Origin of the sequence: Pseudomonas saudiphocaensis (assembly GCF_000756775.1) — a bacterium.
Taxonomy (GTDB): domain Bacteria; phylum Pseudomonadota; class Gammaproteobacteria; order Pseudomonadales; family Pseudomonadaceae; genus Stutzerimonas; species Stutzerimonas saudiphocaensis.
In genome coordinates this window covers 3,102,581-3,115,260 of record NZ_CCSF01000001.1, presented here as the reverse complement: position 1 = coordinate 3,115,260, position 12,680 = coordinate 3,102,581, and the positions used below count along the sequence as shown (strand labels likewise).

Below are 12,680 nucleotides of genomic sequence, written 5' to 3'. Positions count from 1 at the left end.
CTGTGCCGTCCTTCGTGCGCAAACCTTGGACCTTGCCGGCTGGCTGGCGCATTCGCCGCAAAGAGCGCAGCTCCCCCGTGCGGACTTTGCTTCGTGCAGCGCCGCCCCGGCACGAAGCTTTAGCTTTTCAACTCTCAGCGAAAGCCCCGTCGCTGCCGAACCAGCGCATAGGCATTCTGCAGCTCTCGGGTACGCTCGGTCGCCTCGCGAACCTGGGACGGCGTGGCGCCAGCGCCGGCCTGTTTATCGGGGTGATGCTTGCTGAGCAGGCGTCGGTAGGCGCGCTTGATCACCTGCGGATCGGTGTCGGCGCGTACGCCCAGTAGCCGCAACGCCTGCTCGTAAGCACCGCCGAGATTGCTTGGGCTACCCTGGCGCGAACCGCCGCCCTGATCCAGCGCAGCAACTGCGGCGGGCTCCCAGCCCATCCACTTTCCCCACAGCAGGACCAGTTCATGGGCACGGGGATCGACCCGTCCCGATGCTCGCGCCATGCGCCAGCAGGCCTGCAAGATAGCCCTCGCCTCGTCGCGACGCCCCTGCAGACGCTGCAATGGCTCGCGCAGCCCCTCGCCACTGGCCTTGCCACGGTAAAAGGCCTCAATGGCCATACGCTGCGCCATCTGGTTCATCTGCAGCCGGCGCATCTCTCCGCGCGCCGCCTGGATATGTTCCTCGCTGACCCGCCCGCCACTCTTGGCCAGTCGCCCGAGCAGGAAGAACAACAGCTCATTGCCTTCCATCAGCGGTTTGCCTTGGCCCTTAAAGCGCCGGCGCAGATCGGCCCAGGAATTCAATCCCAATCGCCGGTCGAGCATCTGGCCAATGAGCGCCCCAAGCAAAGCGCCTGGAATACTTGCCAGCAAGCCACCAACCAATGCCCCAAACAGCGTGATGGGCCAGAACATTCAGCAGCTCCCTCCCAGGATTCGTTCAACCTCGGCCAGCCGCTCATGGGTGCCGACGTCGATCCAGCGACCCTGATAATGCTCGCCGCTGACATCACCTGTCGCCATTGCCTGGCGCAGCAGCGGCGCAAGCTTGAAGGCACCAGCGCTACAGCTCTCGAACAGGCGTGGGCTGAGTACTGCGATGCCGCTGTAGGTCAACAAGCATTTACCCTGCAAGCCAGCCTCGCTTACCCGGCCCTGCGCAAGCGCGAAATCGCCGGCCGGGTGATGGGCAGGGTTATCCACAAGCACCAGATGCGCCAAGCCGTCCAAAGGCCTTTTCAAGGCGGCGAAATCATAGTCGGTCCAGATATCGCCATTGATCACGGCAAAGGGCTCTTCGCCCAGCAGCGGCACTGCGCGATGGATCCCCCCGCCGGTTTCCAGCGGCTCGCCCTCGGGCGAATAGCGGATGTGCACGCCAAACCTGTCGCCGCTCCCCAGGTGCGCCTCAATCTGCTCGCCAAGCCAGGCATGGTTGATCACCAGTTCGCTGAAGCCGGCCCTGGCCAGCGCACGGATGTGATACTCGATCAGCGGGACGCCGGCAGCTCTTACCAGCGGCTTGGGCGTATGCAGTGTCAGCGGTCGCAGACGCTCGCCCTTGCCTGCCGCCAGAATCATCGCCTTCATGGGGACACCTGCGGGCTCGGTAGTTCGCGCAGCAACTGCGCCAGTTCCGCCAACTCTGGACGACGTGCCAGCACCATCTCGATATAGGTAAAGAAGCGCGGCACGTCCGCCAGATAACGCGGCTTGCCGTCACGATGACAGATGCGGGCAAAGATACCGATGACTTTCAGGTGGCGCTGCAGTCCCATCAAATCGCTGGCGCGATGAAACTCGGCAAAGCTGCCCTGGACGGGAATACCCGCAGCCAGCGCTGCATCCCAGTAGCCTTGGAGCCAGCCCTGCACCCGCTGTTCCGGCCAGCTAAGGAAGGCATCCTTGAACAGCGAGGTGATGTCGTAGGTTACCGGGCCGATCACCGCATCCTGGAAGTCCAGCACGCCGGGATTGGGTTCGCTGATCATCAGATTGCGCGGCATGTAATCGCGATGCACCAACACTGTCGGCTGCGCCAAAGCAGCATCGACCAACAGCTGACAGCTGCGCTCCCAGAGCTGTTGCTGAGCCGGACTGAAGCTGCACCCAAGATGCCGCTGCACATACCACTCGGGGAACAGCTGCAATTCCCGCCGCAGCAGGGCCTCGTCATAACGCGGCAGCTGCGCCGAGACAGGCAGCGCCTGGAATGCCAGCAGCGCCTGGATAGCATCGGCATACAGCGCATCGGCGTTGTCTTCGTTGATGACGTCCAGATAGGTCTGCCGGCCTAGATCATCGAGCAGGAGAAACCCACGTTCCAGGTCCTGGGCCAGCACCTCCGGCACATGGATACCCGCCTGCGCCAGCAATGCCGCCACCTCGACGAATGGCCTGCAGTTTTCTTGCGGGGGCGGTGCATCCATCAGAATCAGGCTGCGATCTGCCGCCTGCCAGCGAAAATAGCGCCGAAAGCTCGCGTCGCTGCTGGCCGGAATCAGTGAAGCTTCAGGTACCGCCCCCCAGCCCCGGCGCGCAAAAACATCCTCCAGACGGGGTTCCAGCCAGGCGCATAGGGCGTGCAGACGTTGATCGTGTTGCGGCATATCAGCTCTCTCCACGGCGCTAGCCGATAGACGGGTCATGCTTTATTATCCCGGATCTTTCTCAGCCCATCGAGAGGCCTGCGGCCCAGCCCGGCCGATGGCTCGCCGCAAGCACGGACCAAAAAACAAGATGGCAGTCAAAATCCCCGCGTTTCGCAAAAAATTTCCTCTACTGGTTACTGGCAGTTTGCTAGCACTGCAACCTGTAGCGATGCCCGTGGCCATTGCAGCCGAACAGTTCGCCTGCCAGCCGGGTGCTGGCGGTGGCTGGGACTGCGCTAGCAGTGCCGCCAGCCCGACACTGCCTCCACGCCCGGCTAACCGCGGCACAGCGGCCGAAAGCAGCACAGGTGCCGTTGCCCAGGCCGGCACCAGCAAAGCCCAGCGCCAGGCAGCCACGACCACCGATGTCACCAAAAGCAAGGGCCGCGCCCTGGCTTCGCGTAGCGCCGACTACAGCCATCTGGACTGGGTTCCGCGCGAGCAGCTAACCAATGCGCAGCTGGCCGAAACCGGCCCCTATTGCGCCGGTGCCTATATCGAACCGAGCCGCCCCGGTCAGTTCGACGATACGCCCATGAGCGAAGCGCCGACCTATGTTTCGGCCAAGGCGACCCGCCACGAACAGGAGCAGGAAGTCTCCACCCTGGCCGGCGAGGTCGTATTACGCCAAGGCAGCATGCAGGCCGAGGCCGATGAGGCGAGCCTCTATCAGCTGGAGAATCGCGGCGAGCTGAAGGGCAATGTCCGTCTGCGTGACCGCAACGCGCTGTTGGTGGGCGACCGCGCCGAGATTTTCCTCGACACGGGTGAAGCCAAGGTAGAGAACGCGGAATACGTCATCCATGACAGTCGCACGCGCGGCAGCGCCCAGTACGCCAAGCGCGAGGAAACTGCCATCATCCGTCTCAAGGACGGCACCTACACCAGCTGCGCACCGAGCGAAAACACCTGGCATCTGAGAGGCAACAACGTCACGCTGAACCCGGCCACCGGTTTCGGCTCGGCCACCAACGTCACGCTGCGGGTCAAGGATATTCCGGTGTTCTACACCCCCTATATCCACTTCCCCATCGATGACCGCCGCCAGTCCGGCTTCCTGATGCCGACCATCGGCAGCTCCAGCGACACCGGCCTGGCGCTGTTGACGCCCTACTACTTCAACCTGGCGCCGAACTTCGACGCCACCTTGTACCCCCACTTCATGAGCGACCGCGGCCTGCTGATGGAAGGCGAGTTCCGCTATCTGACCCGCAGCAGCGAAGGCCAATTCGGCGCCGCCTGGCTGGACGACGACAACGACGACCGCAAGCTGCAATCCGAATACGAAGACCAGCGCTGGATGTACAGCTGGCAGAACCGCAGCGGCCTGGATTCGCGCCTGCTGGCTGAGATCGATTACACCGATATCAGCGACCCCTACTATTTTCAGGATCTGGATACCCAGCTGGGCATCAGCCAGCCGGATTTCCTCGACCAGCGCGGCACTTTGACTTGGCGTGGCGATAGCTACACAGCCCGGCTCAATGTGCATGCCTATGAACGCGCTACTGTCACCGACATCACCCCCTATGAGCGGCTTCCGCAATTAACGCTAGATGGACGCCTGCCATACCAGCCAGGCGGCCTATCATTTACGTACAAGACTGAGTTCGTCTCCTTCCAACGCAGCTTGCGCGACGGAAACTTCTTTAACGAGGACGGTAATCCGGAGCGTTGGTATGACGATCGCCTTCGCGGCCTCAGTCGGGCCGAGGGCGAGCGTGTTCATGTTGAACCAGGCGTAAGCTTGCCACTTAACTGGAGTTGGGGTTTCGTTAAACCCTCGCTCAAATTCCTGTACACCCACTACGACCTAGATATCGATCAGCGCGGCGAGGACTCGCTGTTTATGGAACAGCAGTTCAAGAGTTCTCAAGATCGTCAGGTACCGGTATTCAGCGTAGACAGCGGCCTATACTTCGATCGCGACACCCAGTTGTTCGGCAGCGACTATCGGCAAACACTTGAACCACGTCTGTTTTACTTATATGTCCCTGAAGAAGATCAAACGGACATCCCGATCTTCGACTCTGGCGAGAGCTCCTTTAGCTACTCGTCGCTTTGGCGAGAAAATCGCTTTTCGGGCAAAGACCGTATCGGAGACGCCAATCAGGTATCTCTCGGCGTAACCAGCCGCTGGGTGGAGCCCAACGGGCTTGAGCGTCAGCGTTTCAGTATTGGTCAGGCCTTCTATTTTGAAGACCGCAAGGTGACGATGCCGGACAGCTACAACGGTCAGCCAGACAGAACGCCGTTGGACAAACGAAGTGACTACACCTCAGACGTGTCGCCCTACGCCCTTGAGTATATGTATCGCTACAATCGCGATTGGCATTTCACCTCTACTTTCAACTGGGATCCGGACAGCCACAGAACCCGCTCAGGCAGCGCGATGTGGCATTACCAGCCGGCCGACAACCCAGGCAAGATCGTCAATATCGGCTATCGCTACCGCAATGACACCATGCGTTTCAATCAAGTAACAGGCGAGTGGCAGTATGGCGGTGACTATGGAAACTGCGACACCAATCCAGACGAGTGCATCAAGGACTACTACAAAATCGACCAGCATGACTTCTCGTTCATCTGGCCGGTGGTCCCGCAATGGAGCGTGATCGGGCGCTGGCAGCATGACTACAGCCGCAGTCGCACCCTGGAAGCCTTCGGCGGCTTCGAGTACGACAGCTGCTGCTGGAAAATGCGTTTGATCAGCCGCTACTGGATCGACTACGACGAAACCAGCCTCAACCCCGACCGCAACGACGAGCCGGATACCGGCCTCTTCCTGCAAATCGTGTTCAAAGGCCTCGGCAACGTTATCGGCGGCGCTACTGAGACATTCCTCGACGAAGGCATACAAGGTTATCGTGAACGTGAAAATCAAGCTTTCTGACACCCTGCGCCCACTGACGCTGGGCGCCTTGCTGCTGGGCAGCGCGCTCATTGCCACTTCCGTCTCGGCCCAGGTGCGTCCGCTGGACCGCATCGTTGCCATCGTCGATAACGACGTAGTCATGCAGAGCCAGCTGGATCAGCGCCTGCGCGAAGTGCAGCAGACCATCGAAAAGCGCGGCGCAGAAATGCCACCGCTCGACGTCATGCAGCAACAGGTACTGGAGCGCCTGATCACCGAGAACCTGCAATTGCAGATCGGCGAACGCTCGGGCATCCGCATTGCCGACGAAGAGCTCAACCAGGCCCTGGCCACTATTGCCCAACGCAACAACATGACGCTGGAGCAGTTCCGCGACGCGCTGGAGCGTGACGGCCTGAGCCTGGAAACCGCTCGCGAGCAGATTCGCCGCGAAATGGTCATCAACCGTGTGCGCCAACGGCGCATTGCCGAGCGCATTCAGATATCCAATCAGGAAGTGGAGAATTTCCTCGCCTCGGATCTGGGCAAGCTGCAGCTTGCCGAGGAATACCGCCTGGCCAATATCCTGATTCCGATACCCGAATCCTCCGACTCAGCTGCCATTCAGGCTGCCGAGAAAGTTGCAGCGGATACCTACCAACAGTTGCAACAAGGGACGGATTTCGCGCGCTTGGCGGTCTCGCGCTCGGCCAGCGAAAACGCACTGGAAGGCGGCGACATGGGCTGGCGCAAGGCGGCGCAGCTACCGCCGCCGTTCGATACACAGGTGCGTGAGCTCTCGGTAGGTGAAGTCACTCAGCCGGTACGCACGCCTCCAGGCTTTATCATCCTCAAGCTTTTGGATAAGCGTGGTGGCGATACCCAGGTGCGTGACGAAGTGCATGTTCGTCATATCCTGATCAAGCCAAGCCAGATTCGCAGCGAAGCTGAAAGCCGTCGCCTCATCGAGCGTCTGCGTAGCCGCATTGAGGCGGGCGAGGACTTCGCCGAGCTGGCACGCAACTTCTCCGAAGACCCAGGCTCCGCCCTCAACGGTGGCGACCTGAACTGGATCGACCCCAACTCGCTGGTGCCGGAGTTCCGCGAAGTCATGGCCAACAGCGCCACCGGCCAGCTGTCCGAACCCTTCCAGTCCCAGTTTGGCTGGCACATCCTGGAAGTACTCGGACGCCGCGCCACGGACGCCAGCGCAGAGTTTCGTGAACAACAGGCCATGAACCTGCTGCGCAATCGCAAATACGACGAAGAGCTGCAAGCCTGGCTACGTCAGATTCGCGACGAAGCCTACGTAGAAGTGAAGCTGTAAGGCGAATCACACTTATCGCTCCACCGAGCCGAGCCTTGGTGGAGCGATGAAACCATATCCGCCTCCTTCCAGATCGAATCAGCCGAAGACGTAATCAACGATCAGAAGGCCTAAGCCGATGATCAGAGGCCACAGATCGGAGCCCACATGTCCCTTCCCTTCGTTGTTACATCCGGCGAACCGGCTGGCATCGGCCCCGATCTTTGCCTGCTAATGGCTCGCGAGGCCCAACCTCACACGCTAATCGCCATCGCCAGCCTTGAGCTGCTCAAATCGCGCGCAGAACTGCTCGGGCTGGATATCCAGCTGTTACCGGTTCAGCCGGACGCTTGGCCGCAAACACCGGCCCCGGCAGGCAGCCTTTACGTCTGGGACACAGCATTGAAAGCGCCGGCCGAGGCCGGCCGGCTTGATCCCGACAATGGACCATACGTGCTGGAGACCCTGACCCGCGCCGGTCAGGGCTGCCTGAACGGTACCTTCGCCGGGATGATCACCGCGCCGGTGCACAAGGGCGTAATCAACGAGGCCGGCATCCCCTTCTCCGGCCACACCGAATTTCTCGCCGAGCTGACTCACACCGAGCAAGTGGTGATGATGCTCGCGACCCATGGCCTTCGCGTAGCGCTGGTCACCACCCACCTACCGCTCAAGGATGTCGCCTCGGCTATTACGGCAGAGCGGCTGGAGCGGGTCACGCGCATCCTTCACGCCGACCTGGTTGGCAAGTTCGGCATCGCCCGACCGCGCATTCTGGTCTGCGGCCTCAACCCTCACGCGGGCGAAGGCGGCCACCTTGGGCGTGAAGAAATCGAGATCATCGAGCCCGCACTGGCCCGCCTTCGCGACGAAGGCATCGAGCTGATCGGCCCGCTCCCAGCCGACACACTGTTCACACCGAAGAACCTCGAGCACTGCGACGCAGTGCTGGCCATGTATCACGACCAGGGCCTGCCGGTGCTCAAGTACAAGGGCTTTGGCGCGGCGGTCAACGTCACCCTGGGACTGCCCATCGTGCGCACCTCGGTTGACCATGGCACTGCGCTGGATCTGGCCGGCTCCGGACGGATCGATACCGGCAGCCTGCAGGTCGCACTTGAAACGGCTTATCAGATGAGCGGCGCATAACTGCCTGAGCCGCACCTGCGCCCCAGCTACCGCTTCCGTTCAGTCCAGCCCCCGGCGCTTTTTTCGTCTCTATTCCCTCACCCTGTTAAAATGCGCCTCTTAACCGCTTTCAGCTTCAAGCTTCAGGCTTCAAGCTGCTCCCTGGAGCCTGCATGTCCGACTACCAACACCGCGCACGTAAGCGCTTTGGCCAGAACTTTCTGCATGATGCCGGAGTGATTCACCGCATTCTGCGGGCGATACACGCCAGGCCTGGCGAGCGACTGGTCGAGATCGGCCCGGGCCAGGGTGCGTTGACCGAAGGCCTGCTGGACAGCGGCGCGCATCTGGATGTGGTGGAGCTGGATCTGGACCTGATCCCCATTCTTCAGGGCCAGTTCGCCGAGCGCGACAACTTCACCCTGCACCAGGGCGATGCACTCAAATTCGACTTTAGCCGGCTGAGCGAAGCGCCCAGCAGCCTGCGTATCGTCGGCAACCTGCCCTACAACATCTCCACGCCGCTGATCTTCCACCTGCTCGATCACGCCCACCTGATCCGCGACATGCACTTCATGCTGCAGAAGGAGGTGGTCGAACGCCTAGCCGCGCAACCCGGCGGCGGCGACTGGGGCCGGTTGTCGATCATGGTGCAGTACCATTGCCGCGTGGAGCATCTGTTCAATGTCGGGCCGGGCGCCTTCAACCCCGCCCCCAAGGTCGATTCGGCCATCGTCCGGCTGGTGCCACACGCAGAGTTGCCGCACCCCGCACGTGATCATCGCCAACTCGAAGCCGTCGTTCGCCAGGCCTTCAACCAGCGTCGCAAGACCCTGCGCAATACGCTCAAGGGCCTGCTCGATGCAGATGCCATCGCCGCGGCAGATGTTGACGGCGGCCTGCGCCCCGAGCAGCTGGACCTGGCCGCATTCGTCCGCCTGTCCGACCAGTTACCGCCCTTGCATAACGGCACACCGAGCGAAAACCATGTCTGAAGATCTTCGTTACCAGATCGACGTCAGCGTCACGCCGCAGTACCTGCCCGAGCAATCGCAGCCGGAACAAAACCGCTACGCCTTTGCCTACAAGGTGGTGATCGAAAATAACGGCCAGCTGCCAGCCCAGCTGCTATCGCGCCACTGGATCATCACCGATGGCGACGGCCAGGTGCAGGAAGTGCGTGGCGCCGGCGTGGTCGGCGAGCAGCCGCTGATCGCCCCGGGTCAAAAGCATGTCTACACCAGCGGCACGCTGATGAGTTCAAGCGTCGGGATCATGCAGGGCAGCTACCAGATGCTCGCTGCAGATGGCCATACATTCGATGCAATCATTGCCCCCTTTCGCTTGGCTGTTCCCGGAGTATTGCATTGACCACTTATGCCGTTGGCGATCTGCAAGGCTGCCTGGAACCCCTCCAATGCCTGCTGCAGCAGGTCGATTTTAGCCCGTCTCGCGACTGTCTATGGCTGGCTGGCGATCTGGTCAACCGTGGCCCGCAATCGCTGGAAGCATTGCGTTTTGTGCGCGACCTGGGCAGCTCCGGCGTAGCCGTGCTGGGCAATCATGATCTGCACCTGGTCGCGACGGCGTACAACATTGACCGGCTGAAGCGTTCCGATACGCTCAGGCCCGTTCTCGACGCCCCGGACCGTACCGACCTGATCGACTGGCTCCGCCAGCAGAAGCTGGTACACCATGACAGCGAACGGGAAACCACCATGGTTCACGCCGGCATCCCGCCGCAGTGGACGGTGGAAAAAGCCCTCAGGCGCGCCGCGGAAGTGGAGGAAGTGCTGCGCGACGATGCCCGCCTCCTGCCGTTTCTCGACGGCATGTACGGCAACCAGCCGGCCAAGTGGGACAAAAAGCTGCACGGCGTGCCACGGCTGCGCCTGATCACCAACTATTTCACCCGCATGCGTTTCTGCAAGGCGGACGGCACGCTGAATCTGGAAGCCAAGGAAGGGGCCGATCACGCACCTACCGGCTACGCGCCCTGGTTCAGCCATCCCAATCGCAAGACCCGTGGCTGCAAGATCATCTTCGGTCACTGGGCTGCGCTGGAAGGTCACTGCGAAGAGCCCAACGTATTCGCCTTGGACACCGGCTGCGTTTGGGGCAATGTCATGACCTTGATGAACCTCGACAGCGGCGAAATGCTTCGCTGCGATTGCGACCACAAGGACCCAGCATGACCGACTTCAAGCGCATCTCCCCCCAACAGGCCCAGGCTCTGCGCGAACAGGGCGGCGTTGTGGTAGATATCCGCGACGCGCACAGCTACGCCAACGGGCATATTCGCGGCTCGACTCACCTGGACAATCACTCGCTGCCGGACTTCATCGCCGCAGCCGACCTTGATAAGCCCCTGATCGTTACCTGCTACCACGGCCACTCCAGCCAGAGCGCCGCAGCCTACTTGATCAATCAGGGCTTTTCCGACGTCTACAGCCTCGACGGCGGTTTTGAAATCTGGCGGCACACCTATCCGCAAGAAGTCGAGCAGGGCGAGCCGACATAAAAAGTTATGCACCCAGAGGCCGCATATGACGCGGTCTTGAGCCTCTCGGCCGATAAAATACAGCGCCGAACCCCTCTCTCCCCCTTGAGTTCGCCGAATCCGAACTATCCTTGAGTTAAGGCCATCCAATCAGGTGAAAGTCGGCAAAACGACTACTGGGCCTAAGACCAACCATCGGCTGTTCGGGGGGACGCCAACACCAGGTCGCTGCACAACAGCTGGCCGCCCCTGAATGCCTGATGACAACACCGGCTCCGAGCATCGAGGTGAAGTCAATGAGCATATTCAGCCATTACCAACAACGATTCGAGACGACCCGCCAGGAGGAGTATTCACTTCAGGAATACCTGGATCTGTGCAAGGAAGACCCCACCACTTACGCCACCGCCGCCGAACGCCTGCTGATGGCCATCGGCGAGCCCGAGCTGATCGACACGTCGACCGACTCGCGTCTGTCGCGAATCTTCTCCAACAAGGTGATCCGCCGCTATCCGGCGTTCAGTGACTTCCATGGAATGGAGGAGTGCATCGATCAGATCGTCTCCTACTTCCGCCACGCCGCGCAGGGGTTGGAGGAGAAGAAACAGATCCTCTACCTGCTTGGCCCGGTGGGTGGCGGCAAGTCCTCCCTGGCCGAGAAACTGAAGCACCTGATGGAGAAGGTGCCCTTTTACGCCATCAAGGGCTCGCCGGTATTCGAGTCGCCGCTGGGGCTGTTCAACCCTGCCGAAGATGCGCAGATCCTCGAAGAGGACTATGGCATTCCGCCGCGCTACCTCACCTCGATCATGTCGCCCTGGGCCACCAAGCGTTTGCAGGAATTCGGCGGCGACATCAGCCAGTTCCGCGTGGTCAAACTCTACCCATCCATCCTTAACCAGATTGCCGTGGCCAAGACCGAGCCGGGTGACGAGAACAACCAGGACATCTCTGCCCTGGTGGGCAAGGTGGATATCCGCAAACTCGAGGAGTTTCCCCAAAACGACGCCGACGCTTACAGCTACTCGGGCGCGCTGTGCCGGGCCAACCAGGGCCTGATGGAATTCGTCGAGATGTTCAAGGCGCCGATCAAGGTGCTGCACCCGTTGCTGACCGCCACCCAGGAAGGCAACTACAACAGCACCGAAGGCCTCGGCGCCATTCCTTACAGCGGCATTCTGCTGGCCCACTCCAACGAATCGGAATGGCACAGCTTTCGCAACAACAAGAACAACGAGGCCTTCATCGACCGTATCTACATCGTCAAGGTGCCCTACTGCCTACGCGTCACGGACGAAATCAAGATCTACGACAAGCTGCTGTACAACAGCTCGCTGTCCAAGGCCCACTGCGCACCGGACACGCTGAAGATGTTGGCACAGTTCAGCGTATTGAGCCGCCTGAAGGAGCCGGAAAACTCCAACATCTACTCCAAAATGCGTGTCTACGATGGCGAAAACCTCAAGGACACCGACCCCAAGGCCAAGTCGATCCAGGAATACCGTGACGCCGCCGGCGTCGATGAAGGCATGAACGGCCTCTCGACCCGCTTTGCCTTCAAGATCCTGTCCAAGGTATTCAACTTCGACCCGCACGAGATCGCCGCCAACCCGGTGCACCTGCTCTACGTGCTGGAACAGCAGATCGAGCAGGAGCAGTTTCCGGCTGAAGTCAGGGAAAAGTACCTGCGCTTCATCAAGGAATACCTGGCGCCGCGCTATGTGGAGTTCATCGGCAAGGAAATCCAGACCGCCTACCTGGAAAGCTACAGCGAGTACGGCCAGAACATTTTCGACCGCTACGTGCTCTATGCCGACTTCTGGATTCAGGATCAGGAATACCGCGACCCCGAGACCGGCGAAATCCTAAACCGCATGGCGCTCAACGAGGAACTGGAGAAGATCGAGAAACCTGCCGGCATCAGCAACCCGAAGGATTTCCGCAACGAAATCGTCAACTTCGTGCTGCGCGCACGGGCCAACAACAACGGCAAGAACCCGTCCTGGCTCAGCTATGAAAAGCTGCGCGTGGTGATCGAGAAGAAAATGTTCTCCAACACCGAGGACCTGCTGCCGGTCATCAGTTTCAACGCCAAGGCCAGCAAGGAAGACCAGAAGAAGCACAGCGACTTCGTGGTGCGCATGGTCGAACGCGGCTACACGGAGAAACAGGTTCGCCTGCTCTCGGAATGGTATCTGCGGGTACGTAAATCGCAGTAGAGAGCAGCTTGAAGCTGGAAGCCTGATAT

At 60.7% G+C, this 12,680-nt stretch carries 11 protein-coding genes; 8 read left to right on the top strand and 3 right to left on the bottom strand.

Annotation, left to right across the window (positions count from 1 at the left end):
* Positions 1 to 134 precede the first annotated feature (134 nt).
* From BN1079_RS14400 to BN1079_RS14390, 3 genes are read right to left on the bottom strand one after another with little or no spacing between them, the layout of a single operon-like run.
* Positions 135 to 908 (bottom strand): DnaJ domain-containing protein, encoded by a 774-nt coding sequence (locus BN1079_RS14400; RefSeq protein WP_037025653.1) that lies wholly within the window; start codon positions 906 to 908, stop codon positions 135 to 137.
* Entirely contained in the window at positions 909 to 1,583 is a 675-nt protein-coding gene (gene murU / locus BN1079_RS14395) for an N-acetylmuramate alpha-1-phosphate uridylyltransferase MurU (RefSeq protein ID WP_037025650.1), read from the bottom strand. It lies immediately after the preceding gene.
* Positions 1,580 to 2,602 carry an aminoglycoside phosphotransferase family protein gene (locus BN1079_RS14390; RefSeq protein ID WP_037025640.1) on the bottom strand — a complete coding sequence of 341 codons (1,023 nt, stop codon included), beginning with the start codon at positions 2,600 to 2,602 and terminating at the stop codon, positions 1,580 to 1,582. The genes murU and BN1079_RS14390 overlap by 4 nt, the downstream gene beginning before the upstream one ends.
* A gap of 130 nt (positions 2,603 to 2,732) precedes the next feature.
* Between BN1079_RS14390 and BN1079_RS14385 the strand changes: the two genes are divergently transcribed.
* From BN1079_RS14385 to BN1079_RS14350, 8 genes are all read left to right on the top strand, one after another.
* Positions 2,733 to 5,537: an LPS-assembly protein LptD gene (locus tag BN1079_RS14385; RefSeq protein ID WP_037026990.1), complete on the top strand. Its 2,805-nt coding sequence runs from the start codon at positions 2,733 to 2,735 to the stop codon at positions 5,535 to 5,537.
* The gene (locus BN1079_RS14380) at positions 5,518 to 6,825 is read left to right on the top strand and encodes a peptidylprolyl isomerase (protein WP_037026989.1); all 1,308 of its coding nucleotides are present in this window, start codon (positions 5,518 to 5,520) and stop codon (positions 6,823 to 6,825) included. Before BN1079_RS14385 ends, BN1079_RS14380 begins: the two co-directional genes overlap by 20 nt.
* Before the next feature lie 147 nt (positions 6,826 to 6,972).
* Positions 6,973 to 7,953 (top strand): 4-hydroxythreonine-4-phosphate dehydrogenase PdxA, encoded by a 981-nt coding sequence (gene pdxA / locus BN1079_RS14375; protein ID WP_037025636.1) that lies wholly within the window; start codon positions 6,973 to 6,975, stop codon positions 7,951 to 7,953.
* A 152-nt stretch (positions 7,954 to 8,105) separates the two neighbouring features.
* A complete protein-coding gene (rsmA, locus tag BN1079_RS14370; RefSeq protein ID WP_037025633.1) occupies positions 8,106 to 8,927 on the top strand; it encodes a 16S rRNA (adenine(1518)-N(6)/adenine(1519)-N(6))-dimethyltransferase RsmA in 822 nt (273 codons plus the stop codon).
* Complete coding sequence (apaG, locus tag BN1079_RS14365; protein ID WP_037025632.1) at positions 8,920 to 9,303, top strand: Co2+/Mg2+ efflux protein ApaG; 384 nt, start codon at positions 8,920 to 8,922, stop codon at positions 9,301 to 9,303. Before rsmA ends, apaG begins: the two co-directional genes overlap by 8 nt.
* On the top strand, positions 9,300 to 10,127 hold the full coding sequence (locus BN1079_RS14360) for a symmetrical bis(5'-nucleosyl)-tetraphosphatase (protein WP_037025630.1): 828 nt from the start codon (positions 9,300 to 9,302) through the stop codon (positions 10,125 to 10,127). Before apaG ends, BN1079_RS14360 begins: the two co-directional genes overlap by 4 nt.
* Positions 10,124 to 10,453: a thiosulfate sulfurtransferase GlpE gene (glpE, locus tag BN1079_RS14355; protein ID WP_037025627.1), complete on the top strand. Its 330-nt coding sequence runs from the start codon at positions 10,124 to 10,126 to the stop codon at positions 10,451 to 10,453. Before BN1079_RS14360 ends, glpE begins: the two co-directional genes overlap by 4 nt.
* 275 nt (positions 10,454 to 10,728) lie before the next feature.
* Entirely contained in the window at positions 10,729 to 12,651 is a 1,923-nt protein-coding gene (locus BN1079_RS14350; protein ID WP_037025626.1) for a PrkA family serine protein kinase, read from the top strand.
* The last annotated feature ends 29 nt before the right edge of the window (positions 12,652 to 12,680 follow it).